General features: G+C 72.5%; 20 protein-coding genes. 12 read left to right on the top strand and 8 right to left on the bottom strand.

Annotation, left to right across the window (positions count from 1 at the left end):
• Positions 1-91: 91 nt before the first annotated feature.
• From Cch01nite_RS21960 to Cch01nite_RS21945, 4 genes are read left to right on the top strand one after another with little or no spacing between them, the layout of a single operon-like run.
• Positions 92-916, top strand: coding sequence for a DUF4397 domain-containing protein (locus Cch01nite_RS21960; RefSeq protein WP_203758651.1), 825 nt, complete (start codon positions 92-94; stop codon positions 914-916).
• Positions 917-957: 41 nt separating this feature from the next.
• On the top strand, positions 958-1,641 hold the full coding sequence (locus tag Cch01nite_RS21955) for a class F sortase (RefSeq protein WP_239071222.1): 684 nt from the start codon (positions 958-960) through the stop codon (positions 1,639-1,641).
• Between the two features lie 29 nt (positions 1,642-1,670).
• Positions 1,671-2,273 (top strand): RNA polymerase sigma factor, encoded by a 603-nt coding sequence (locus Cch01nite_RS21950; RefSeq protein WP_239071220.1) that lies wholly within the window; start codon positions 1,671-1,673, stop codon positions 2,271-2,273.
• A 7-nt stretch (positions 2,274-2,280) separates the two neighbouring features.
• The gene (locus tag Cch01nite_RS21945; RefSeq protein ID WP_239071218.1) at positions 2,281-3,009 is read left to right on the top strand and encodes an anti-sigma factor; all 729 of its coding nucleotides are present in this window, start codon (positions 2,281-2,283) and stop codon (positions 3,007-3,009) included.
• A 36-nt stretch (positions 3,010-3,045) separates the two neighbouring features.
• On the opposite strand, the gene Cch01nite_RS22985 is transcribed toward Cch01nite_RS21945, so the two are convergent.
• Together Cch01nite_RS22985 and Cch01nite_RS21935 are read right to left on the bottom strand one after the other, a co-directional pair.
• Positions 3,046-3,276 carry a CDGSH iron-sulfur domain-containing protein gene (locus Cch01nite_RS22985; protein ID WP_203758649.1) on the bottom strand — a complete coding sequence of 77 codons (231 nt, stop codon included), beginning with the start codon at positions 3,274-3,276 and terminating at the stop codon, positions 3,046-3,048.
• Positions 3,273-4,241, bottom strand: a complete 969-nt coding sequence (locus Cch01nite_RS21935) for an iron-containing redox enzyme family protein (RefSeq protein ID WP_239071214.1) — start codon at positions 4,239-4,241, stop codon at positions 3,273-3,275. The genes Cch01nite_RS22985 and Cch01nite_RS21935 overlap by 4 nt, the downstream gene beginning before the upstream one ends.
• Positions 4,242-4,440: 199 nt before the next feature.
• On the opposite strand from Cch01nite_RS21935, the gene Cch01nite_RS21930 reads away from it, so the two are divergent.
• Positions 4,441-5,205: a VOC family protein gene (locus Cch01nite_RS21930; RefSeq protein WP_203758647.1), complete on the top strand. Its 765-nt coding sequence runs from the start codon at positions 4,441-4,443 to the stop codon at positions 5,203-5,205.
• Positions 5,206-5,238: 33 nt separating this feature from the next.
• On the opposite strand, the gene Cch01nite_RS21925 is transcribed toward Cch01nite_RS21930, so the two are convergent.
• From Cch01nite_RS21925 to Cch01nite_RS21915, 3 genes are all read right to left on the bottom strand, one after another.
• Positions 5,239-6,108 (bottom strand): alpha/beta fold hydrolase, encoded by an 870-nt coding sequence (locus Cch01nite_RS21925; protein WP_203758646.1) that lies wholly within the window; start codon positions 6,106-6,108, stop codon positions 5,239-5,241.
• Positions 6,109-6,249: 141 nt separating this feature from the next.
• A complete protein-coding gene (locus tag Cch01nite_RS21920) occupies positions 6,250-6,804 on the bottom strand; it encodes a hypothetical protein (protein WP_203758645.1) in 555 nt (184 codons plus the stop codon).
• A gap of 252 nt (positions 6,805-7,056) precedes the next feature.
• Positions 7,057-8,199 carry an epoxide hydrolase family protein gene (locus Cch01nite_RS21915; RefSeq protein ID WP_203758644.1) on the bottom strand — a complete coding sequence of 381 codons (1,143 nt, stop codon included), beginning with the start codon at positions 8,197-8,199 and terminating at the stop codon, positions 7,057-7,059.
• Between the two features lie 63 nt (positions 8,200-8,262).
• On the opposite strand from Cch01nite_RS21915, the gene Cch01nite_RS21910 reads away from it, so the two are divergent.
• From Cch01nite_RS21910 to Cch01nite_RS21895, 4 genes are all read left to right on the top strand, one after another.
• Positions 8,263-9,240: a helix-turn-helix transcriptional regulator gene (locus tag Cch01nite_RS21910; RefSeq protein WP_203758643.1), complete on the top strand. Its 978-nt coding sequence runs from the start codon at positions 8,263-8,265 to the stop codon at positions 9,238-9,240.
• 238 nt (positions 9,241-9,478) lie between these two features.
• A complete protein-coding gene (locus Cch01nite_RS21905) occupies positions 9,479-10,396 on the top strand; it encodes a hypothetical protein (RefSeq protein ID WP_203758642.1) in 918 nt (305 codons plus the stop codon).
• A gap of 85 nt (positions 10,397-10,481) precedes the next feature.
• Positions 10,482-12,059: an AMP-binding protein gene (locus tag Cch01nite_RS21900; protein ID WP_203758641.1), complete on the top strand. Its 1,578-nt coding sequence runs from the start codon at positions 10,482-10,484 to the stop codon at positions 12,057-12,059.
• 294 nt (positions 12,060-12,353) lie between these two features.
• A complete protein-coding gene (locus tag Cch01nite_RS21895) occupies positions 12,354-13,136 on the top strand; it encodes an SDR family NAD(P)-dependent oxidoreductase (protein WP_203758640.1) in 783 nt (260 codons plus the stop codon).
• Between the two features lie 353 nt (positions 13,137-13,489).
• Here Cch01nite_RS21895 and Cch01nite_RS21890 read toward each other — a convergent pair whose 3' ends face one another.
• A complete protein-coding gene (locus tag Cch01nite_RS21890; RefSeq protein ID WP_203758639.1) occupies positions 13,490-14,332 on the bottom strand; it encodes an SDR family NAD(P)-dependent oxidoreductase in 843 nt (280 codons plus the stop codon).
• A gap of 770 nt (positions 14,333-15,102) precedes the next feature.
• Between Cch01nite_RS21890 and Cch01nite_RS21885 the strand changes: the two genes are divergently transcribed.
• The 3 genes from Cch01nite_RS21885 (at position 15,103) to Cch01nite_RS21875 (ending at position 16,114) form a co-directional block, all read left to right on the top strand.
• Positions 15,103-15,297 (top strand): hypothetical protein, encoded by a 195-nt coding sequence (locus Cch01nite_RS21885; protein WP_203758695.1) that lies wholly within the window; start codon positions 15,103-15,105, stop codon positions 15,295-15,297.
• Positions 15,298-15,433: 136 nt separating this feature from the next.
• Positions 15,434-15,754, top strand: a complete 321-nt coding sequence (locus Cch01nite_RS21880; protein WP_239071212.1) for a hypothetical protein — start codon at positions 15,434-15,436, stop codon at positions 15,752-15,754.
• A 66-nt stretch (positions 15,755-15,820) separates the two neighbouring features.
• Positions 15,821-16,114, top strand: a complete 294-nt coding sequence (locus tag Cch01nite_RS21875) for a hypothetical protein (RefSeq protein WP_203758637.1) — start codon at positions 15,821-15,823, stop codon at positions 16,112-16,114.
• Here Cch01nite_RS21875 and Cch01nite_RS21870 read toward each other — a convergent pair.
• Positions 16,111-16,731: a hypothetical protein gene (locus Cch01nite_RS21870; RefSeq protein ID WP_203758636.1), complete on the bottom strand. Its 621-nt coding sequence runs from the start codon at positions 16,729-16,731 to the stop codon at positions 16,111-16,113. The genes Cch01nite_RS21875 and Cch01nite_RS21870 overlap by 4 nt on opposite strands.
• A 2-nt stretch (positions 16,732-16,733) precedes the next feature.
• Complete coding sequence (locus Cch01nite_RS21865) at positions 16,734-22,832, bottom strand: Ig-like domain-containing protein (RefSeq protein WP_203758635.1); 6,099 nt, start codon at positions 22,830-22,832, stop codon at positions 16,734-16,736.
• Positions 22,833-22,892 lie beyond the last annotated feature (60 nt).

The raw sequence follows: 22,892 nt of genomic DNA, 5'->3' as shown, positions 1-22,892 counted from the left end.
GCATCCGTCGGGGGCTCGTCACGGGAAGGAGGGGTGTCAGCAGCACCCGGCCGCCCGGTCCCCGATCGGGCCAGTCCCCGAAGGACACCTCATGCGTGCACGCCTCGCCGCCGGCCTCGCCGCGGGAACCCTCGCCCTCGTCACGCTCGCGGCGGGGCCTGCCTCGGCGGCGGACCCCGCCCAGCTCTCCGTGCTCCACGGCGTGCCCGGCCTGACCGTCGACGTGTGGGTCAACGGCGAGCGGACGCTCGACGACTTCACACCCGGGTCGCTGGCCGGCCCGCTCGACCTGGCCGCAGGCACGTACACGGTCGCCATCACGGCCGCCGACGCCGCCGACGCCTCGTCTGCCGCGATCGGCCCGGTGGACCTGGCCCTGGAGGCGGGCAAGAACTACACGGCGGTCGCGCACCTCGACGCCGCCGGGGCACCGACCGCCACGCTGTTCACCAACGACGTCTCGACCACCCCGGCCGGTCAGGGACGGCTGACCGTCAGGCACGTCGCCGCGGCGCCCGGCGTCGACGTGCTCGCGGGCGGCACCGCGGTGATCAGCAACCTCACCAACCCGGACGAGAAGGTCCTGAACCTGCCTGCCGGGACGGTCTCGGCCAGCGTGACCGCCACCGGGACCACCGAGCCGGCGCTGCTCGGTCCCGCCGACGTCCCGGTGACCGAGGGCACCAGCACGATCGTCTACGCCTGGGGCAGTGCGACAGCGTCGCCGTCGACCCTCGCGCTCGCCACCCAGACGATCAGCGGGCTGCACGGCAACCCGTCCGGCGTGAACGCCGGCGAGGTCGGTCTGGTCTCCGACGGCGGCGCGCCCGTGTGGCCGTACGCCGTGGCCGCCCTGGCGGCCGCCGGCCTCGTCGCCCTCGCGTTCGCCCGTCGCACCGCGACGCAGCGGAGCTGACCCTGCCGGCCGAGCGAGCGCCGCGGTCCGGGGAGCCCGTCGTGGCCCCCCGGACCGCGGCGCGCCTGTGCGCACGCCTGTTCGTGGTCGTCCTCGTCGGGACGTCGACAGCGGCGCTGACCGGATGCACCGGTCAGCGCTCCGACCCCGACCCGGTCGTGGTGGTGTCCTCCCCCGCGTCGACCCGGCGACCGTCACCCGTCGAGCCGCCGGCCCCCGTGCCTGTCCACGACGCGGCACTCGGTGCCCAGCGGCCGCCCGTCGCGGCCCCTGCGCCCGTGCGGCTCGTCGTGCCCGACGCGCGGATCGACATGCCGGTGGACGCGGTCGGAGTGCAGGACGACGGTCAGATGCAGATCCCCGAGGACGCCGACCGTGCCGGCTGGTACCGGTTCGGACCCGCGCCGGGCGACCCCGCCGGCACCACCGTCCTGGCGGGGCACGTCGACAGCCGGCTCAGCGGCGTCGGGCAGCTGGCCCGGCTCCGCGAGGTCGGCGTCGGCGCGACGCTGACCGTCTCGACCGTCGACGGGAAGGACCACGCCTACCGGGTCGTGGACGTCCAGCGAGTCCCCAAGGAGGCAGCGCCCGTCGACCTGTGGTTCGACCGCACGGGTCCCCCGCGCCTCGTGGTCGTGACCTGCGGAGGCACGTTCCGGCGGGACACCGGACACTATGCGGACAACGTCGTCGTGACGGCCGAGCCGCTCGGCGGGCAGCCGTGACGCTGGAGCGAGCACGTGAGGAGCCGTCGGTGAGCGCACCCGGCCCGGGGTCCTCGGACCCCGCGCGCCCGCACCGGCTCGACCCCGATGGCGACGGCGTCGAGGAGCTCGGTGCCGCGTTCGCCCGGGGCAACGAGGCTGCGGTCGCCGAGGCGTACCGACGGTGGTCCGCACTCGTCTACACGATCTCCCTGCGGTCGCTGGGCAGCGCCACGGACGCCGAGGACGCCACCCAGCAGGTCTTCGTCGAGGCGTGGCGCGGCCGGGCGCGGTTCGAGCCCGACCGGTCACGCCTCCCGGCCTGGCTCCTGGGCATCACCCGACACGTCGTCGCGGACGTCCACGAGCGACGTGCGCGGGAACGGCGGCTGCACGACAAGACGCTCGGGTCGCCACCGGCGCCCCCGGCCACCGTCGACGACCGCGTGGTGGATCGCGTCGTCGTCGCCGACGAGCTGGACCGGTTGGGCGACCCGCAACGGACGATCTTGAGGCTCGCGTTCTACGACGGGCTCACGCACGACCAGATCGCGAGCAGACTCGACCTGCCGCTCGGCACGGTCAAGAGCCACGTCCGGCGCAGCCTCGCCCGACTGCGGACCCGATGGGAGGTGGACGGTGCCGTCCGATGAGTCGCACGTGGACGACGACGTGCTCGCCCTGCTCGCCCTCGGCGAGACGGTCGGCTCGACGGCCGAGCTCGCGCACATCGAGGAGTGCGAGCGGTGCGCCGACGAGCTCACCGCGCTGCGGGACGTCGTGATGCTCGCCCGCCCCGTGTCCGCCGACGCGGCTCTCGTCTCGCCTGCTCCGACGGTCTGGGACCGCGTGGCCGACGAGCTGCACCTGTCGCCCGACGCCCGCGCGCTCGGCACCGGCTCGAGCGACGTGGGACCGGACGCCGCGGTGGTCGAGCTCGACACGCGCCGCAGGCGTCCTGTGGCCTGGCGGTGGATCGCGGTCGCCGCAGCCGCCGGCCTCGTGGTCGGTGGCGGGGCGACGTGGTGGATCGCGAACCGGGACCAGCCCGTGACCGTGCTGGCCACCGCCACGCTCGAACCGCTGCCGGGCTGGGACGCGTCCGGCTCGGCGGTCGTGGAGACGCGAGCTGACGGCACCCGGGTCCTGGTCCTCGACCTGTCGAGCTCCCCCCCGACAGACGATGCGTTCCAGGAGGTCTGGCTCCTCAAGCCCGACGTCAGCGGCCTGGTCAGTCTCGGCACCCTCGAGGGGCGGTCGGGACGCTTCGACCTGCCCGCGGGGCTGGACCTGAGCGAGTACTCGGTGGTCGACGTCTCCCAGGAGCTGCTCGACGGCAACCCTGCACACTCCGGCGACTCGATCGTGCGCGGCCCGCTCCGGGCCTGACGGAACGTCTCGTTCGCCTGCCGTCGCGCTGCGCCGTCACGCCGAGGTGAAACCGATCGCCTTGTGCGTCCCGTCGCAGAACGGCTTGATGGTGGACGCCCCGCAGCGGCAGAGCGCGACGGTCGCGCGCTGCCGTGGCACCGGACGACCGTCGTCGTCGAGGATCGTCACGTCACCGCGGACGAGGATCGGCCCGTCGGGGCAGGGCACGATCGTCGGTGGGCGGCGATCCGCCCGCCGACGTGCCGGATCGGGGCCCGACGTCATGACTCGCGCAGGGAGCTGACCCCTGCGTCCCAGGCGGACAGCAGGTGCCGCCCCACCAGGTCGTCGAGGTACAGGCAGGTGGCCGCGCCGAACAGGATGTCGTGCGTGAGGTCGGGCTGCTGCTGGGCCAGAGCTCCTGCCAGGTCACGGCCCGCGATCTGCTCGTGGACGGCGTCCGCCTCGACGTGCTCGTCGAAGTACAGCGTCACGTCCTGGCCGAACCCCTGCCGGCGGAACCCGTCGCCGTACAGCCGGTTCGGCAGGGACGACGTCATCTCGAACGCCGCGAGGTGACCGGCGATCGCACCGCGCCAGCGACGATGCAACCCGAACCAGGACATCACGTTGACCCCCGCCAGAGTGACGGCGGGGATCTGCTCGATGTACGCCCCGTACTCGGCGTCGAGCCCGACGCCACGCATCGTCCGGGCGAACAGCTCGCAGTGCATCCGTCCCGGGTCGCCGCCGCCGTACTCGTCGGCCTGGATCTCGACGAGCGCGGCCTTGGGCTGCCCCGTGAGCCGAGGGATCGCCCACGTGTGCGGGTCCGCCTCCTTCAGCTGGTACACGGACCGGTGGATCAGGAACTCGTGCAGCTGCTCGCGGCTCGCCTTCTTCGCGACGAACCGCGCCACGCTCGGTCCCGGGCCGGGCGCCGTCAACGCGAACAGCGCGTCCGCGACCGCAGCCCTGTCCGGCGGCACGTCATCGGGGACGGCGACCCGCGCGAGCAGCTGCTTCTCGAGAGCCGTCTCGACGAGGCTGCGCACACCCAGGAGCTCGGGATCCCACTCCCAGTCGTCGTCCACGCCGTCGAAGCCGCCGTAGAAGAGCTCGTACATCACGTACAGCGCGAGCTGCACGTCGTCGTCCGTCACGAGGTCGGCGGCCTGGCCGAGAACACGCTGCGTGAGCACGGTCAGCTCGGCATCGGCGGGTCGGCGGGAGCCGACAGGACGGCTCACGAGCTCCGTGACGGCTCGGCTCAGCGGGCCACGTGGATGGGGAAGCTTCACTGCGGCATGCCCTTCTCGACCGGAACTCGCCCTGGCCGTCGGGCGGCTCGGCGTCTTCGCCTCAGCGTCACATGCGCCGCGGGAGCCGCAACCGGGCCCGCGTCGGGCCTTGCACCTCACGTGGCGTGAGGTCCTAGCGTCCTTGTGCATGGACGCGGGACTGCGGGTGGGTGAGCTGGCGCAGGCGAGCGGGCTGACGGTCCGCACGCTGCACTACTACGAGCAGATCGGGCTGCTCACACCGTCGAGGCGGAGCACGGCCGGGCACCGGCTGTACGACGCCGTCGACGCCGAGCGGCTCTACCGGATCTGCCTCCTACGCCGCCTGGACATGGGACTGGGCGAGGTGCAGCGCGCGATCGACGACCCCGCGTGGGACCTGGCGACGGCGCTGCGGACCCACCTGGCCGCGCTGGACGAACGGCTGGAGGCGACAGCCCGGCTGCGGTCACGCGTCGCGGGGGCACTGGCGTCCGAGGACACCGACCTGCTCGCCGTCGTCGAGGCCATGACGGCGCTGGAGCCGTCCGCCCAGCAGCGGATCACGCTGCTGGTCTACGCCGACATCGGCGACGCGCACGCCTGGCTGGTCCGCACGTTCGGGCTCGTGCCGGGCCGGCTGGTGCACGACGGCGACGGCGCAGCGGTGCACGGTGAGGTGTACGCGGGCGACGGGGTCATCTGGCTGCATCCGCAGCAGGAGACGTACCGGCTGGCGTCGCCCCGGTCGCTCGGCGCGTCCACGGCCGGCGTCGCGGTCCTGGTGGACGACGTCGACGCCCACCACGTGAGCTCGGTCGCGGCGGGTGTCGACGTGCGGCAGGAACCGGTCGACCAGAGCTACGGGTACCGCGTCTACAGCGCGTACGACCTCGAAGGGCACCTGTGGTCGTTCATGAAGGCCCTCGACTGACCACGAGACGGGCGGCCCCCTGTCGTGGCCACATCACGCGTCCGCCGCGAGGAAGGCACGGACAGCCCTCTCGACCTGGACGCGTTCCGGTCCGATCCAGAACAGGTGGCTCGGCGAGTCGAGCTCGACGAGCGTGGCGTTCGGGATGGTTCGGGCGAGGTCTTCCGCGTGGCCGAACGCGACCCCGGCATCGGCTCGCGAGGCCGTGACCAGCGTCGGGCACCGGACCCGGGTCTGGAACAGTCGTCGATGCGCTGCACGGTCCGGGTGTCCTTGCCGCAGGTCGTTGACGAACCCGGCGCCGGACGACATCGACCTGAACAGCTCGCGCGCGCGAGCCCGGTCGGCAGTCGACCAGGTGGGCCACCAGGCGTCGAGCGGCCGCGCCGACAGGGCAGCGACCATCCGGCGCAGCCCGGCGTCCGTCCGGACGAGCCGCTCGATCGCCGCCCAGACCAGACGCTGCGGGCCAGGAGCGAAGACGATCGGTCCCAGGAGCGCCTCGGAACGGGTGTCCGGGTACGGACGGGTCGACGGCGCACAGCTGTGCAGGACCAGGCGGTGCACCGTCACGGGCTGTGCGACGGCGACGTGGATCGCCTGCATGCCGCCGAACGACACTCCCACGGCCGCCGCGGCGAGCTGGATCCCGAGCTGCTCACAGCACTCGCGGACCGCCGGGACGAACTCCTGAGCGGTGAGTTGCCCCACCGAGGTGCGGCCGTAGCCGGGTCGCGAGAACGACAGGACGCCATGGCCGAGCGAACGGTAGATGCTCCACCCGCAGTCGACCGCCGCATCGCAGTGCCCGCCCGGGAAGAACAGCACGGCCGGCTTGTCGCCGGGCAGGTGCATGACTTCCACCGGGCCCAGCGTGGTCTCGAGCACCGTGGTCGCCCGCACCCGACGAGCGTAGGAGCACCGATGTGCACTCGGTGCGTTGCCGGACTGGCCGGATGTCCTCGAGGGATCCGACACCCGTCAGGTGGTCGACCATCGCCCACCCGACGACTCGCCAGAGGACAACCGGGCTGAGGGAACACCTCAGATCGGGCCGAATGCCCCGAACAGCCCCAGCACGAACAACACCAGGCCGAGCAGGACAGCGATGGCGTGAGGAAGGGCGACGTGCGGCCACAGGAGAATGTAGTTGAGGACGCCGGGCTTGCTGTTCACGTCGTCCCAGGGCTTCGGGACGTGAGGGTCCTTCTCGTGGATCGTGCGCGGCCGAAGACTCAAGGCGACTGCAGATCGGTTCGGTGCCACACCCCACAACCGCTGTGCAGCGGACGACCAGCCCCAGTCGATCAGGGGCGACGACGCGATTCCTTTCGTGGTCCGCCTGCCGAAGAGGTCGTACGCGATCGCTTCGATGTCACCCATGCGCGGGTAGTACCTCAGCTGGTGTGACTTGGTCGACGCCTCGATGAGCCAAAATCCCAGAGCACCCGCGGCGGCGAGCAGGAAGAGGCCGTAATGCTTCTGCTGAAAGCCGAGCGCCAAGGTCGCCAGGGCGAACGTCACCCCCCAGCTCTTGATGGTCAGGAGCCGCTGGTCGAAAGCAGCGACGGTGTCAGCGAGCCGGTAGTACTCCGTCATCAAGTCGTCGTGAAGACTGCTCGAGTTTCCCGCGTCCCGCGGGGTTCTGCTCTGTCGCATGGGCGGCTCTCGCCATCGTGTGCGTGCGCGGGCAGTGGGGACATGATCATCATGACGGCTCGAGCTACCCGACAGCACCCCGGCCGACAGCGGCGAGGTCACGATCGCGAGCCTCCCGACGGGCCGGTCCCAGAGACCGTAGCCCGGACCAAGGTGCCGGTCCTGGCAGGACGTACACGGTGGGACTGATGCTCAGGTGAGCGGTCCGAGGAACGCCTTCAGGTCGTCGACGAGCAGCTGCGGTTCCTCCAGTGCGGGGAAGTGGCCGCCCGCCTCGAACTCCGACCAGTGCGTGACGGTGCCCCACGGGTCGAACACCTTGCGCGCCACCGGTCGCGTCCCGAACACCGCCCAACCGGACGGCACCTGCGGGGCGGTGAGCCAGTCGAGGTGTGCGTGCGACGCCTCGTAGTAGAAGCGCGCGGACGAGTGCCCGGCGCGTGTGAACCAGTAGATGCTCACGAGCGTCAGCAAGCGGTCGCGCCCGACGGCGTCGTCCGGCAGCTCCTTGCTCGGGTGGGTCCACGCCTGGAGCTTCTCGGCGATCCACGCGAGCTGCCCGACGGGCGAGTCGACCAGCGCGGGCCCGAGGGTGTCGGGCTTGGTGTTCTGCAGCTCGAAGTAGCCGCGGCCCTCCTTGCCCGCGTCCTTGACGGCCTCGATCTGCGCGCGCTCGTCGTCCGTGAGGTTCTCGGGCATCGGCAACGTCTCGCCCGCCATCGACAGGGCGGCGCCATCGCTCGCGACGTGCATGCCCACGACGCGGTCGGGGTGAGTGGCCGCGAGCCGTCCCGCGACGCCCGCGCCGATGTCGCTGCCGTGCACGGCGAACCGCTCGTAGCCGAGCCGGGTCATGAGCTCCGCGTAGGCGTCGGCGGTGCGCGACACCTCCCACCCCGTCGCGGACAGCGGCGTCGAGAAGCCGAAGCCGGGCAGCGACGGCACGACGACGTTGAACGTCTCGGCGAGCGGTTCGACGATGCCGGCGAACTCGAACGGGTCGCCCGGCCAGCCGTGGCAGAGCAGCAGCGGCAGCGCGTCGGGCGACGACGAGGGCTGGTGCACGGCGTGCAGGCGCTGGCCGTCGATCTCGGTCACCACCTGGCCGAGCGCGTTGAGGGACCGCTCCTGGGCGCGCCAGTCGAACCGGTCGCGCCAGTCGTCGGCGAGCTCGCGCAGGTACGTGAGCGGGATGCCGCGGGTGAAGTCGGTGCGGCCGCCCGAGCCCGGGACCTCGTGGGGCCACCGGGTGCGGGCCAGGCGCTCGTGCAGGTCGTCGAGCTCGGCCTGCGGCACGTGGATCTCGAAGGGCTGGAGGTTCGTGTCCGTGGTCATGCCCTCGACGTTACGAAGCATTGCGGCTGGTTTCCTTCCGCATTCGCGACGAGGATCGTCGGCGTGCTCACGACGTCCGCGCGGCTGCTCGAGCTGCTCACGCTGCTCCAGGTGCGGCGGGACTGGACCGCCGGCGAGCTCGCGGAGCGCTGCGGCGTCAGCGCCCGCACGGTGCGGGCCGACGTCGCGCGCCTGCGCGAGCTCGGCTACCCGGTCGAGTCGCGGCCGGGCGTGGCCGGCGGTTACCGGCTCGGCGCCGGCGGGGCGATGCCGCCGCTGGTGCTCGACAGCGACGAGGCCGTGGCAGTCGCTGCCGCCCTCCGTGCGGGAGCGGGCGGGGGCGCCCCCGGGCTCGAGGAGCCGTCGCTGCGCGCGCTCGCCAAGCTCGAGCAGGTGCTGCCGGCGGGGCTGCGCTCGCGTGTGGAGGCAGTGCGCTGGGCGACGGCGTCGGTGCCCGTGGGCGGCTCCGGCCGGCCGGCGGCCGCCGTCGACCCCTCGATGCTGGGCGCCGCGGCCGCGGCGGTGCGCGGCCGCGAGCGCCTGCGGTTCGCGTACGAGCGGTATGACGGCACGCGGGCGTCGCGGCACGTGGAGCCGTACCGCCTGGTCAGCTGGCGTGCGCGGTGGTACCTGGTGGCGTGGGACCTGGAGCGCGCCGACTGGCGGGTGTTCCGGGTGGACCGCATGGAGCCGCGGCCGCCCACCGGCGCGCGCTTCTCGCCGCGGGACCTGCCCCAGGACCCGGTCGACACCGTGCGGCGGGCTGTGGGCGTCGCGGCGTGGCCCTACCAGGCGCGGGTTCTGGTGCACGCACCTGCCGAGGTCGTCGCGCGCCGACTGCCGATGCCCGTCACCGCCGAGCCACTGGGCGAGGACGCATGTGTGCTCGACGTCGGCGCCGACGACCCGGACGTGCTCGCACGCTGGGTGGCGCTCCTGGGGCTCGACGTCGAGGTGCTCGAGGGCGACGAGCTGCGCGTCGCCCTCGGCCGCCTCGCCGCGATCCTCTGGCGCGCGTCACGCATCGACGACGGGGAGTGACGCGGGGTCGGGCCTCGCCGCTCGTCCATGGCGGAGTTCCGCGAGCACGTGGTGCGCGTGCTGACCGTCCTGCCCCGGTAGCGCCCGCGGGTCATCCGGAGGTAGCGCCGGGATCGCGATGAACCTGGCGGCCCCCCGACGCGTGTACACCGAGAAGGGCGCCGACCTCGGGCCGGCACGGACCTGGCGACCGCCCGGGCGGCACCCGCGAGCCGCTGTCGTCCGAAAGGGATGTGCGATGCGCCGCCTCGGTCTCCTGCTCAGCACGACGATCCTGGGGGCGCTGCTCGTCGCGCTCCCTGCCCCGGCGATGGCCTCCGGCAGCATCGGGTCGCTGTCGATCGACCCGGACTCGGTGCGTGGCGGCGAGTCGACGACCGGCACGGTGGACCTCGGGTTCGCGGACCCGACCCCGACGGTCGTCCGCCTGTTCTCCAGCAACCCCTCGACGGCCCAGGTGCCGGCGTCGATCACGATCCCGGCCGGGCAGACCAGCGGCACGTTCACGATCACGTCGAACGCCGCGGCACCACCGGAGATCGTGCAGATCATGGGCGCCACGCCCGACAACATCTCCCGGACCCACAACCTCTCGGTGAACGCCGCGACACCCGCGGGCCCGTCTCTGCAGTCGGTGTCGTTCGTGCCGGCGTCGGTCGTCGGCGGCCAGCACGCCACCGGCACCGTGCGCTTCACGGGCGCGATGACCCAGGGGGCGGCCGTGCAGCTCTCCAGCAGCCTGCCGGCCGTCGCACGGGTCCCGCAGGAGACCGTGGTCAGCGCGAACACCTCGACGAGCACGTTCGACCTGACGACCTCCACGGTGACCGCGCCGACGAACGCGACGATCACGGCCCGCTGGTTCGGCGTCACGCGGACGACGACCGTCACCGTGACGCCCGGGGCCCCGCCGGCCGCTGACGTCGTGCGGATCACGAAGGCCACCTGGAAGAAGGGGCTGCTCACCATCGAGGCGACGAGCACCAACCCGGACGCGATCCTCACGGTGTTCTCGTCGAGCGGCGGGAGGCTGTTCGACCTGACGAACAAGGGCGGGGGCCGGTTCGCCGACCAGCGCGGTTTCGTCACCAACCCCGCGCAGGTCGTCGTGCGCAGCAACTTCAGCGGCTCCGCGGCGGCGACGCTGAAGAGCTGAGCGGGGCGCGCGCGGGCCGCACCCCCGGTACCGTCGCGGGTGCGGTGGCGCACATCGGCGTGCGTGCCCGCGCCGAGGAGCCGAGATGGTCATCCGTAGCCCCTTCCCCGACGTCGACGTCCCGGACGTGACGGTCTTCGACCTGTTGTTCGCCGACCTGACCGACGCGGAGCGCGCCCTCGTCGCGGTCGTCGACGGGCCGTCCGGCCGGTCGACGACGTACGGCGACCTCGTCGTCCAGGCGGAGCGCGTCGCGGGCGCGCTGGCCGCCCGCGGCATCGGCCCCGGCGACGTCGTCGCACTGCACGCCCCCAACTCCCCCGCGTTCGTCGCGGTGTTCCACGGCATCCTGCGGGCCGGCGCGACGGTGACGACGGTCAACTCGCTCTATACGGGCGACGAGATCGGCCGCCAGCTCACCGACTCGCGCGCGACGCTCGCCATGACCGTGTCCGTGCTGCTCGACGCGATGCGCGCGGGCGCGGCGGCCGCCGGCATCCCCGACGAGCGCGTCGTCGTGCTCGACGGCGCCGACGGGCACACGTCGCTCACGGACCTGCTCGCCGAGGGGCGCGCCGCACCCGACGTCACCGTCGACGCGTCGACGCACCTGGCGGTGCTCCCGTACTCGTCGGGCACCACCGGCCTGGCCAAGGGCGTGATGCTCACGCACCGCAACCTCGTCGCGAACGTGGTCCAGTCGCTGCGGCTCATCCGGCTGGGGCCCGACGACGTGGTCGCCGCCGTCCTGCCGTTCTTCCACATCTACGGGATGACGGTGCTGCTCAACCTGTCGCTGCGCGTGCGTGCCCGGCTCGTGACGCTCCCCCGCTTCGACCTCGCGCAGTTCCTCGGGACGATCGCGGCGCAGCGGTGCACGTACCTGTTCGTCGCGCCGCCGATCGCGCTCGCGCTCGCCAAGCACCCGCTCGTCGCGGAGCACGACCTGTCGACCGTCCACACGATCCTGTCCGGGGCCGCGCCGCTCGACGGGCGGCTCGCGGACGCCGTCGCCGAGCGGCTCGGGTGCCGGGTGGTGCAGGGCTACGGGATGACGGAGATGAGCCCCGTCTCGCACGCGGTCCCGGCGGACCGCGACGACCTGTCCCGCGGCTCGGTCGGGCTGCTCGTGCCGTCCATGACGTGCCGGGTCGTGGACCCCGCAACCGGGGCGGACATCGACGTGCCCGCAGACGGGATGAGCGCCCCGGGCGAGCTGTGGTGCCAGGGGCCCAACGTGATGCTCGGCTACCTCGGGGACGACGAGGCGACGGCCGCCACCCTCGACGCCGACGGGTTCCTGCACACCGGCGACATCGTGACCGTCGACGCCCACGGCGCGTTCTTCGTCGTCGACCGGCTCAAGGAGCTCATCAAGTACCACGGCTACCAGGTGCCGCCCGCCGAGCTCGAGGCGCTGCTGCTCACCCACCCCGACGTGCAGGACGCCGCGGTGATCGGCGTGCCCGACGCCGACGGCGAGGAGACGCCGAAGGCCTTCGTCGTGCGCCGCCCCGACACCGTCCTGGACGGCACCGAGCTGATGACCTGGGTGGCCGAGCGGGTCGCGCCGCACAAGAAGGTCCGGCAGGTGGAGTTCGTCGACACGATCCCGAAGTCGTCGTCCGGGAAGATCCTGCGCAAGGACCTGCGGGGCCGGTGAGTACGGTGGTTCCTCACGTCGTGCGCACCGGCAGGCGGATTGCCTTGCGCCAGCGATAGATGGTCACGACGGCGACGCCGACGGACTCCGCCGGCGTCTCGATCGGCCCAGCCGCCCGGAGGTGGGCGGACCGCGCGACGCGACGACCACGACAACGGGTCGTCCCCAGGACCACGACCGGCACGACCTGCACGCGGCCCGCGCCGCGAGCGGCGAGTGTCCACTGAATGTCCACCACGGCCCTCACCGCCCGCCGGCCACGCCAACCGTGGTGCCCGCTCTACCGTAGGTGTCGTGGGCACCGCATTGATCACGGGGGCGGCGGCCGGGCTGGGGCTCGAGTTCGCCTGGCAGCTCGCCACCGCCCGCCACGACCTGGTCCTCGTCGACCGGGACTTCGAGCGGCTCGAGCGGCTCGCCGGTCAGCTGCACGCCGTTGCGGGCATCCACACCGAGATCCTCGTCGTGGACCTGTCGGTCCGCCACGACGTCGAGCGCGTCGCCGAGCGGCTCCGGTCGACCGAGCGGCCGGTCGGGCTGCTCGTCAACAACGCCGGTGCCGCCCCCGGGCAACGGTTCGTCGGCGGCGACCCGGTGCGCGAGGAGGCCGTGTTCGACCTCATGGTCCGCTGCGTCCTGGTCCTGTCGCACGCCGCCGTCGGTCACATGACCGCACGCGGGCGCGGTGCCATCCTCAACGTCGCGTCGGTCGCCGCGCTCATCACCCTCGGCACGTACTCCGCGCACAAGGCGTGGGTTCGGACGTTCACCGAGGGCCTCGCCGTCGAGCTGCGGGGCACCGGAGTCACCGCGACGGTCGTGTGCCCCGGGTTCGTCCACACCGAGTTTCACGAACGGGCCGGCATCGACATGACGTGGCTGCCCGAGATCGCCTGGTTGCACGCCGACGACGTCGTCGGTACCGCGCTTGCCGACGTCCGGCGCGGCGCCGTCATCTCCACGCCCAGCATGCGGTACCGGCTGGGGTCGGGCGCGGCCCGGGTGATGCCTCGCTCGGTCGTGCGCGCGATGGGGTCGCCGCGGTCACGCGCGCGTTCTCGCGGCCCCGCGGGGTGACCACCGCCGCCCGACGGATGCATCTGTACAGTCAGCGCGTCATGCGCCGGGTGTGTTCACATGGGCGGCGCCGGTTCGATTCCCGTCCTCGGCTCCCCGATCGTCTTGGTGTCGCTCCGCAGATGCCGCCTGTCACCCGCCGGCTACGACCACCAGCGCGCGCGGTCTGGCAGGACGTGGATCGTGTCCAGTGGCGTGACGAAAGGCCCGGAGCATGGCGAACGCACCAACGTCGGCGGGCACGACCGGCGCTGAGCGTCGTACGTGATCTAGCACCTCCGATCGGCAGGACTCCGGTCGATGTGGCGTGCGCCGACTGGGCGCCACGCCGGGCTGGGCTCCGGCGAGCGTGCTCACCGGCGGGCCGCCGTGAGGCGGTAGACCACGCGGTGCGGCAGCACCCGCACCAGCGCGGCGACGAGCCGGGCGTCCCGCCCCACGACGCGCCGCGGTGCCGGGTTCCGGTCGAGGAGCGCACGCACGACCACGTCGGCCACACGCTCGGGCGGCGCGCCGCGCACCGCGCTGCGGCGCGCATTCGCCATGGCCCGGTCGATCTGGCCGCGGTAGCGCTCGATCGCATCGGGCGGCATCGCGTCCGCGACCACCTGTCCGGCGGCAGCGCCGCGCGACCAGATCGGTGTGGCGATCGCGCCGGGCTCGACGAGCAGGACGCGGATGCCCCACGGCGAGAGCTCGGCGCGCAGCGATCCCGTCAGCCCGACGACACCGAACTTCGCCGCGTTGTAAGCGCCGAGCACCGGTCCGGCGATCCGACCGCCGATCGACCCGATCATCACGATCCGCGCGTCCCTGCCGGCGTCGCGGCTCGCGCGCAGTGCGGGCAGCATCGCCTGCGTCACCGACAACTGGGCGACGAGGTTCACCTCGAGCTGGCGGCGAAGGACGTCGAGCGGCAGGTGCTCGAGCGGCCCCGGCAGTGCGGCGCCAGCGTTGTTGACCAGGGCGTACAGCGGTCCGGCCGAGCGGACCTGCTCGCCCGCGGCGTGCACCGCGACCTCGTCGGTGATGTCGACAAGGAGCGTCGTGACCGCGTCGCCGTGCTCGGCCAGCAGGCTCGCGGCGTCCTCGGGCCGGCGCACCGTCGCCCAGACGTGGAAGCGTGCTGCCACGAGCGCGGCAGTGATCGCGCGGCCGATGCCGGTCGACGCGCCCGTGACGACCACGGATCGCATGGCGGCGGCCCTCCCGGTCGACGTGGACCTCGGTGGTCGTCACGCTATCGGTGCGGCCCCGCACCGGACCAGAGGTCCGAGGGCGCCACCCGCGGGTCACCCGGGCGGGCCGTTGCCCAGGAGCGGCTCGAGGCCGTCGAGCGGCGAGCTCACGAGGGCTGCGGGGGTGGCGTGTTCGTGTTCATGCACGCGGGTGTGCGAGCCGCTGCGCGACACGCGACGGCGGTGCACACCGATGCCCACTGTCGCGTGCGTGACCTGCCGCGGGCCACCGCGGGCGGCCCCGAAGCTCGGGCAAGACGCGGGGTTGGGCATCCCCAGAGACGCCTCAGGCCTGGTGAGACACCGTCTCACCAGGCCTGAGGCGGTCGGGCTGACAGGATTTGAACCTGCGACCCCTTGAAGAATCCGAGGTCGTCTTGCTCGGCTCTTGTTCACCCGGCCTCGTCTGGCGAAACCGTGCATGATCTGCGGTTGTAGCCCTCACGGTGCACCGCCGGAGCGCACATCCAGGTGCGTCATCGAGCATCCTCGCGAGACGTTTTCGTGGGGAAAACGCGGGGACCAACGTCTGCCCCACACCGACGTGACTCGCGTGGTGTGGCTCCTTCAACCTACCCCGCGCGTCCTCGGGCCTATGCACCGCATCCCGTGAGCAGACGAGCGGCGCCTGGGCGCCCGTCGCGCTCCGCCCGAGCAGCCCGGCCGCGTTGCCCACCCAGGTCTTGACGCGCACGATGAGTGCGACGACTGCTGATGGGGGACTCCGCGTGGCTGACCGGAAGAGATGGATCGAGGGCGACCCCGACGACCCTCGGACTCAGATTGAGGTCGGTGTGCTGCTCGCGAACGGTCGGCTGGCCGGCCGCAGGTTTGCCTCACCGGCGGAGGCTGAGGCGTGGGCCCGGCCTGAGGAGGGAGAGCAGGTCGTCGAGTACAGCTTCTTGTGCGACTGCGACCTGTGACGACATCTCGCCGAGCCGTCGATCGCAGGGCGACAACCAGGACGTCCCGGCGCGCAAGATCTACCCGACCGATACCACCGGGGCCGAGCCGGAGTGAGAGCCTGAGATGGCGTCGTACGAGGTGAACCCTGCTGGCGTGGCGCACGTCCGCTCGATGATCGACGCGCACCAGTACGTGCTGGACAGCGACTGGCTTGAGGCCCAGCCGGACGCGGACGCACAGAACGCGTACCTCGAGAAGCACTCGTGGGACGACTACGCCGCGTGGCACCTCGGGCTGACCGACGGCGCGAGCGACGAGACCAAAGCGCGGTACGCGTTCGTCGCCGGTGACTTCCGGCGGGTGCACCGCACGGCGCTGACCGCCTGCGTGTACCGGGCGTCCGAGTGGCGGCACAAGGACGTCGAGCTCGCCGCGCACGACCTGCTGCAGCACCTGGACCGGGTCAGCGGCTGAGCGGTCCGTCGTGGGGATCGCCTGGCTCGGCGCGCCCCTCGGAGGGCGCAGACCTACGATCGGCCGGTGACCCACGGACGTGACCTGCGACGATGCCTGAGCCTCGGGCTCGCCGCGGGAGCGGTGATCGCTCTCGCGACGAGCGCCTGCACGCTCGCCGCACCGACGTCGTCCGCGGCGGCGGGCACAGCCACCGCGTTCTACACCGCGATCGACGGCGCGGACGGCGCGGCCGCATGCCGCCTCCTGGCCCCCGCGACGATCGAGTCGGTGGAGAAGGACGCGGACCGACCCCACCTCGGCATCGGCGGCCAACGACCCATCGACCGCGTCAACAACGCTGCGGGTCAGTACAACTAGAGCGGGTCGTCCGGGCCGACGACGGTGATCTCTCCGATGGCCGTGCCGGGCGGGAGGTCGCGCACCTGTGCGAGCAGCTGGCCGTTCACGCCCCACGTCACGTCGAGCGACGTCAGGTCGAGGTTCGCGAGCTCCTCGGCGCCGCCGAGGAACAAGGGCACCGCGAAGGCGACGCACTGGTCGGGGCCCGGCACGGCTCCCCCGGCACGGCGCCACGCTCGGTAGAGCGACACGTGCAGCACCACGTCGGTGGAGGTCACGAGCAGGTGCTCGTGGAACCCCTCGAGGTTCAGCCCTGTGTCGGTCGCCTCGCCCCACGCGATGTCGAGAACCTGGACGGTCGGCCCGTCGCTCGTGTCCGTCACGGCGATCTGGTCGCCGCACCAGGTCGAGCCGATGCAGGTCGTGCCCGGGCCGAGGTCCGGGAAGGCCTCGCGGGCCATCGCGGTCAGGCGAGCGACGTCGCGCGGCGCGTGGATGCGGTAGGCGCCACCGCCGAACGATGCGCCACCGAACGCCCGCAGCAGGGAGTCCGGGCCGGTGAGCGTCCGGGCGCTCGCGTCGCCGTCGGGACGTCGGACGTCCAGGCCGAGGTGACGCTGGAGGCGGTCGAGCATGGTCAACAATTTACGGTGGCGATCGTGATCCTCGTGCCTATGGGGATCTTCCTGACGGCCGCGCCGATCTGCGCGCCGATGCTGCGGTTGGTCGAGGCGTCCAACGGCCAGAGGGCATCCGCCGCCCCGCCGAGGACCAGCTCGATGATGTGGTCGGCGTCGACCCCCGCCGGCAGACCCTTGCGGAAGGCGGCCTGAGCGGCTCCGGCGGCCTTCCGGACCGCCGTGTTCGCACGGCCGGCGGACCGGACGAGCAGTCCGGCCTTCGATGCCTTCTTGAGCGCGTTGATCTTGCGAGCCGCGTCGATCGCGTTGAACGTCGACTTGCACTCGATGGTGATCCGTTCGCTGGTCGCCTGCCGGCCGAGCGGGTCGATGTACTGGGTCGGGCAGTTCTCGGCGTAGGCGTAGACGTTGAGGTTGAGCTCGGGGTCCTCGCTGAGGAACCGCCCGACAGCCGGGTCGTAGTACCGGAAGCGGGCGTAGAAGAGGCCCGACGCATCCTGCTGGTACCCCGTGTACGCATAGGTGTCGTCGACCGTGCCGGAGGCCGAGCTGTTGCCGAACGCGTCGTAGCTCGTCCGACCGACGACACCGCCGTCGGCATCGGTCCAGGCGACGACGCTCCCCAGCCCGTCCACGAGCGGGTAGGTCGTGGCTCCGTCGCGCGTGACCGAGTAGATCTCGCCTGTGGCCAGGCCGGTCGTGTAGGTCGCCCGCAGCGTGTCGGTGCCGTCGTACTCGAGGTGGATGTTCCACCCGTCGTAGACGTACCGGCGGACCGTTCCACCCTCGTCGACCTCGGTCCGCCGCCCGAGGCCGTCGTAGCGGTACGTGGAGACGGTGCCGTCCGGGTGGTCGATCCCGACCAGCAGGCCGGCACCGTCCCACCTGTAGGTCGTGGTGTCGCCGCTGGCGCGTTCCTGGCGGGAGACCAGCCGACCCTCGGCGTCCCAGGCGTAGTCGTACGTCCCGTCCGAGGTGAGCCGGTTGCCGGTGTCGTAGGTGACGGTGGCGGCCGGGGATCCGGCCCACGACGTCCGGTCGCCGACGGCGTCGTAGGTGAAGGCCTCGTCCGGGAGCCCGGACGCCGCCGGGTGGGTCGCCGTCACCAGGCGGTCCGCAGGGTCGTACTCGTACGAGTGCGTGCCCTGGCCGTCGGTGGACGTCCCTCGCCGGCCCAGCCCGTCGAACGTGTACTCGGTCGACTGGACGACTCCGTCGGGCGACGTCGCCACCCGCGCCAGGAGCCCACGCGGCTCGTAGCGGAGGTCGTCGTCGACGCCGTTCGGGCGGGCCAGCTCGTCGAGCCGTCCGGCCGAGTCGTAGGTGAGACCGAAGGTGCCGCCCTGCGTGTCGACGAGCTCGTCGAGGAGACCGGCGGCGTCGTAGCCGTAGGTCACGGTCCCGCCGGGCCCGGTCAGCCCGGTCAGCCGCGAGGCCGCGTCGTGCGCGTACGACAGCGTCACGTCGGGCCTGCCGTCACCACCGTTGCCGGTCGTCCGTTCCTCGACCAGGTTGTCGTCGTCGTCGTACCCCAGAACGACGACCGAGTCGGCGTCGGTGACGGCGTGGCGCCGGCCGAAGGCGTCGTTGTCGATCGTGGTGGCCGCGCCGCCCGCGAAGGTCACCGAGGTGAGGAAGCCGTCGGCGTCGTAGTCGTAGGACGTGACGTCGCCGGTCCGCGCCGTGACGCTCTCCACGTCCCCCGCGCGGTCGTAGGTGTAGCCCGTGGAACGGCCGGCGGGGTCGGTCTCCGTCTTCAGCCGCCCGGACGCGTCGTAGTCGAACCTGCGGGTGGACCCGTCGGGTGCGACGATCGCGGTCACGTCACCGGTCGACCCGCGCTCGTAGCGCGTCCGACCGTCGAAGGTCGTGACGGTGGCGACGTTGCCCGACGGGTCGTAGGTGTACGACGTGACGGCACCGGCCGCATCGGTCACCGTCTCGACGTTCCCGGCGGCGTCCCACGTGTACGCGGTCGTGCCACGGTCGTCGTCCACCGAGGTGACCTGGCCGTCCGCGTCGTAGTGGTACGTCGTGACGAGCCCGCCGCGCTCGGTCGTCGTGAGCGGAACACCGGTGTCGGGGTCGTAGGTCGCGGACTCGACGACGACGCCGCCCGGGCTCGTCGATCGCGTGCGCAGGTTCAGGTCGTCGTACGCGAACGTCCACGTCTCGCCGAGCGCGTTCCGGTAGGTGATCAGGTTGCTGGCGGTGTCGTAGCCGAGCTCCGTCGTGCGACCCATCGGCGACGTCACCCGGGTCAGGCGGGTCTCGGCGTCGTACTCGTAACGGGTCGTCCGCGTCTCGCCGTCTCCGACCCGCTGCTCGGCTGCGATCAACCCGTCGGTCCCGTAGGTCCTGATCGTGTTGAGCCGGCCGGACGCCGAGGTGGTGACCTCCTGACGGCCGTCGACGTCCGACGACACGTCCTGCGTGTTCCCGGCTCCGTCGGTGATCGTGGCCAGCCGGCCGTCGGGACCGTACGTCAGGGTGCGCAGACGGAGGCCGCCGGGGCCGTCGACGGCGAGAAGCCGGTGCCGGTCGTCGTACGTGAACCTGTCCACCGCGCCGTTGCGGGCGGTGAACGTGCCGAGGTTGCCCGCTGCGTCGTAGGTGTACCCAGTCCGCTCGCCGCTCGGCCCGACCAGGGCGGTGACCCGACCTGCGCCGTCACGGTCGATCGCGATCGCGGCCCCTTCGGAGTGCACGCCCGTCTCGTCGAGGACGAGCTGGTTGTCCAGGCGGTCAGTGATGGAGCGCACGCCGTCGTACCGGTCGATGAGCAGGACGGTGCCGTCCTTGGTGGTCAGCCGGAACACCTCCGGGTCGTACACCTCGCCGGTGAGGAAACCACGCAGAGATCGGGCGCCCAGCGCGAGCACCGGTGAGTCGACGTCCTCCAGGGTCGAGGTCGTGCCCGTGCCGGGGCGCGCCGTGTAGGCGGGCGTGGTGAGCCCGAGGAGCGGCGACGACGGTTCCGGTGTCAGGTCGAACACCTCGACGCCGCCGTGCGGGGACGTGACCGTCACGTAGTGCGCGACGGTGGACCGGAATTGCAGCTGTGTGAACGGGAACCCGGCGGCCTCGGTGAACCAGCCGCCCTGCCCTAGCCGGCCGTTCGGCGCGGCGTGGTAGCTGGACAGCTCCAGCCGCCATCCCGTCCCGAAGTCGCCGCGACTCCGGTCGGTGGTGTCGTACGTCCGCAGGATCTGCACCGGGATGCCGCCGAGCATCGCCTCGGTGTCGAGGTAGGTCGTGGCGTAGTCGCCGAGCTTCATGTCGCCGGCGACGACGACGGTCGACGTGGCGGTGCTGGCGCCGCCTCCGGTGGCGGTCACCTCGACCCGGATCTGGTAGGTGCCGTTCGCCACGGTGGTGGGGTCGAAGGTGCCGAGCTCGGTCGGCGGTGCGCCGTCGCCCTCCGCGAGGATCGTCGGGGTGCCGTCGTCGACGTTGCGGACCCACACCGCCCACCGGTCCAGGGTCTGCCCCGCCGGCGGGGCGAACCGCGCGGTGACGGGTACGGGGCCGGTCACGCGGCCACCGTCCGCGGGGCTGAGCCCCGAGATGCTCGGCACCGGTCCTGGGGGTTCGGTGACCGCCAGAGCGACCCGTGCCGGGAGTGACGTGACCCCGGCGACTGTCGTCGTCGTGTACGTGAACGAGTCCGGCCCGACGTAGCCCGGGTCCGGGGTGTAGTCCACCGACCCGTCGGCGGAGAGCGCGACCGTGCCGCGCTGAGGACCGGACTCGATCGTGGCCGTGAGGACGCCGCTCGAGCGGGTGTCGACGTCGTTGGCGAGCACGCCCGGTGCGGGCACCGTGAGGGCGTTGTCCCGGGTGACGCTGTACGAGTCGTCCCCGGCGAGCAGGCCGTCCAGGGTGATGGCCAGGCGCACCGTCGCGGGCGGCGAGGACTCACCGGCCCGGTCGACCACCCGGTACGTGAAGGAGTCGTGGCCCGCGTAGTCGGGGGCCGGGGTGTACGTGAACGCGCCGGAACCGTCCAGCAGGAGGTTCCCGGCACCCACGCCCGTCACGAGCCGGACGTGCACCGCGTCGTTCGCGTCGGGGTCGGCGTCGTTGGCCAGCACGCCGGGCGCCGGGACGGTCAGCGTGCCGTCGACGTCCACCGCGTACTCGTCGTCGGCGGCAGCCGGAGGCCTGTTCGGCCCCTGCACCCGGACCTGGACCGTGCCCTCACCGCACACGCCGAGGGTGTCGCACACCCGGTACCCGAAGACGGCCGGGTCGGTTCCCTCCGCGGCGGCCGTGTAGCGGACGGCACCGTTCTCGACCGTCGCGGTGCCACGTTCGGGCGCGACGGTGACCTCGAGCGTGCCGGGGTCCAGGCCCGCGGTGGCGGTGTCGTTCGCCAGCACGTCGATGAGGACGGAGCCGCCTGGGGAGACGACCGCGGAGTCGGGCCCGATGACCGGCGGGACGCCCGGGACGACCACGAGGGTGACCGTGACCGGTGCGGACGTGCTGCGGGCGTCGCTCACCGTGAAGGTGAAGGCGTCGGTACCCGCGAAGCCGCTCTCGGGCGTGTAGACGAGGGCGGGCGGGGTGCCGGTGAGGGTGCCGTGCGCCGGGGGCGACGTGACGGCGAACGTGAGCGTGTCGCCCTCGGGGTCGCTGCCGCGCAGCACCACGTCGGTCGGCGCTCCGGCGGGGACCGTCACCGTCTGGGGGACGGCGGTCGGTGGGGCGTCGGCGCGGACGTCGACGGCCACCCGGCCGGTGGAGCACCGGGGGTCCGGTTCGCCGGCTGTCGTCCCGTCGTCGCAGGCCACGTACTCGAACGAGGCTGACCCCTCGAAGCCGGCGGCCGGCGTGTACGTCACGGTGCCGTCACCGCGGCGGGTCACCTGCCCGTGCGTGGCGGCGGACGCCTGGACCTCGTCGAGCGTCAGCGTCTGACGGAGCTCGGCGGCCGGGCCTGCGCTGTCGTTGCCGGTGAGTGTCGTCGGGGCGAAGGTCAGCGCCGCCCCCGGTGTGGTGGACGCGACGTCGTCGCTCGTCACGGGCGCGTCGTTGACCTCGGTGATCGTGACGCTGACCGTGGCGGGCGTCGAGAGGTCCTGCCCGTCGTCGGCGGCCACGGTGAAGCTGTCCGCGCCGGTGAAGTCCGTAGGTGGCGTGTACGTCAGCCGCGGCGGGGTGCCGGCGAGCCTGCCGTGCGCCGGCGGCCGGACGACGACGAAGGTGACCGGGTCCTCGTCCGGGTCGGCGCCCACAAGGACGACGGGCACCGAGGTGTCCTCGACCGTGGTCACCCGCTGGTCGTCCGCCGTGGGCGGACTGTTCGGGACGACGACGACCGAGACCGTGCCCTCGGAGCACTGCGAGTCCGCGGCGCTGGCGGTCGTCCCGTCGTCACAGACCGTGTAGGCGAACCTCGCCTGCCCGAGGAAGCCGTCCTCCGGCGTGTAGTGGATGGTCCCGTCGGCGGTCCGATCGAGCGTGCCATGGGTCTCGGACGTCGCGGTGACGCCCGTGACGGTCAGCCGCTGCGTCGCCTCGTCGTCAGGGCCGGGTCGGTCGTTCGCCAGGAGCTCGGCATCGGTGAGCGACAGCCGGTGCCGACCGTCGACGACCTCCGTCACGACCGACGGAACGACGGCTGCCGCGGTCACCGCCGCCGGATCGACCGGTGTCCCGGTCGCGGCCGCTGGGTCGACCGGTGTCTCGGTGACCAGGCCCGAGATCGGGGTGCTCGACCGATCGAACCGCATCGGCGTGCCACGACTCGCCCGGCCGCCACGCTCGACCTCGGCGCGATCCGGGCTGACAGGCTGAGGCGGTGCCGGGAAGCGTGTCCGCCGGTCGCGGAGCGCCGGCCACTGGTTGAGCAGGGGGAACGGCCCGGCGACGGGCGTCAGCCCCACCGAGGTCAACAGGAACGTCAACGACCCGGTGAACTGCTCGCGCGGATCGACCACCACCGTGTACGTGCCGTCCACCAGCAACGTCATCGTGTCGAAGAAGTGCTCGGGCCCGCGGACCACACCCCCACCCACCGTCGAGCCCTGCGGGCTGCGCACCGCCACATCGACCTCATCGATCGTGTTCCCGCTGACCGTCAACGTCACCAGCTGACCCGCCGACGCCGAGAACGAACGGACCGCGTTCTCCCCCGCCACCGTCGTCGT

Origin of the sequence: Cellulomonas chitinilytica, assembly GCF_016862675.1 — a bacterium.
GTDB lineage: Bacteria > Actinomycetota > Actinomycetes > Actinomycetales > Cellulomonadaceae > Cellulomonas > Cellulomonas chitinilytica.
Note: the sequence above shows the minus strand (reverse complement) of the source record. Positions and strands in the feature narration are given on the sequence as shown.

Bases quoted from the DNA above. Each gene is read 5' to 3' on its own strand.
- Cch01nite_RS21920 (WP_203758645.1), bottom strand. From the start codon at position 6,804: ATGACGGAGTACTACCGGCTCGCTGACACCGTCGCTGCTTTCGACCAG.
- Cch01nite_RS21930 (WP_203758647.1), top strand. From the start codon at position 4,441: ATGGACGCGGGACTGCGGGTGGGTGAGCTGGCGCAGGCGAGCGGGCTG.
- Cch01nite_RS21890 (WP_203758639.1), bottom strand. From the start codon at position 14,332: ATGCGATCCGTGGTCGTCACGGGCGCGTCGACCGGCATCGGCCGCGCG.
- Cch01nite_RS21900 (WP_203758641.1), top strand. From the start codon at position 10,482: ATGGTCATCCGTAGCCCCTTCCCCGACGTCGACGTCCCGGACGTGACG.
- Cch01nite_RS21905 (WP_203758642.1), top strand. From the start codon at position 9,479: ATGCGCCGCCTCGGTCTCCTGCTCAGCACGACGATCCTGGGGGCGCTG.
- Cch01nite_RS21870 (WP_203758636.1), bottom strand. From the start codon at position 16,731: ATGCTCGACCGCCTCCAGCGTCACCTCGGCCTGGACGTCCGACGTCCC.
- Cch01nite_RS21915 (WP_203758644.1), bottom strand. From the start codon at position 8,199: ATGACCACGGACACGAACCTCCAGCCCTTCGAGATCCACGTGCCGCAG.
- Cch01nite_RS22985 (WP_203758649.1), bottom strand. From the start codon at position 3,276: ATGACGTCGGGCCCCGATCCGGCACGTCGGCGGGCGGATCGCCGCCCA.
- Cch01nite_RS21960 (WP_203758651.1), top strand. From the start codon at position 92: ATGCGTGCACGCCTCGCCGCCGGCCTCGCCGCGGGAACCCTCGCCCTC.